1 protein-coding gene is annotated in these 548 nt (G+C 40.5%); it reads left to right on the top strand.

Going from position 1 to position 548, the window contains the following annotated elements:
• Positions 1 to 362: hypothetical protein (locus HMPREF2955_RS16645; RefSeq protein ID WP_210401321.1), on the top strand; the 362-nt coding region annotated here is incomplete at its 5' end.
• Positions 363 to 548: the final 186 nt, after the last annotated feature.

Genomic DNA, 548 nt, shown 5'->3' with positions numbered 1-548 from the left:
TTCGCTCCGTTCTAGCGAAAATATGGGTTAAAAAACAGGTAAATAGCCACTATTTTTTGCTTTTCACACCTTGCGTTTTGTCTGTTTTAAAGAATAAAACCTGCGTTTTGCACCATTTAGCCTTTCTAGATTGGTCGCCACCTCGTATTTTTTCAAGTCCAATTACCCGCTTTTTACCCCTAAAAACCCACTTTTTAACGACTATTTCGCACCTTTCAGCCATGTTCTTCATAGCTCGAAAGGGTTATGTTTATACCATTTGCGGCGGATATTTATGCTTTTCGCCGCGCATTTTGCACCATTTTACCTTGCATTTTGCACCAAAATGCCTTGCGTTTAGCGCCAAAACGCACTGCATTTAGCACCAAAACGCATTGCATTTAGCACCATATTGCACTGCGTTTAGCACCAAAACGCACTATATTTTGCTGCAAATAGCCCCAAAAATGGGTGTTAGTGGCGGTTGGTTTAAATAAAAATTCATTTTGCCCACATGTACAACTACCCCCTTTTGGCACCAAAACAAACCTTCGCGAGAATCGATTTTT

The organism is Prevotella sp. HMSC073D09 (assembly GCF_001814145.1).
Taxonomy (GTDB): Bacteria; Bacteroidota; Bacteroidia; order Bacteroidales; family Bacteroidaceae; genus Prevotella; species Prevotella conceptionensis.
This window is presented reverse-complemented; position numbering and strand designations above follow the sequence as displayed.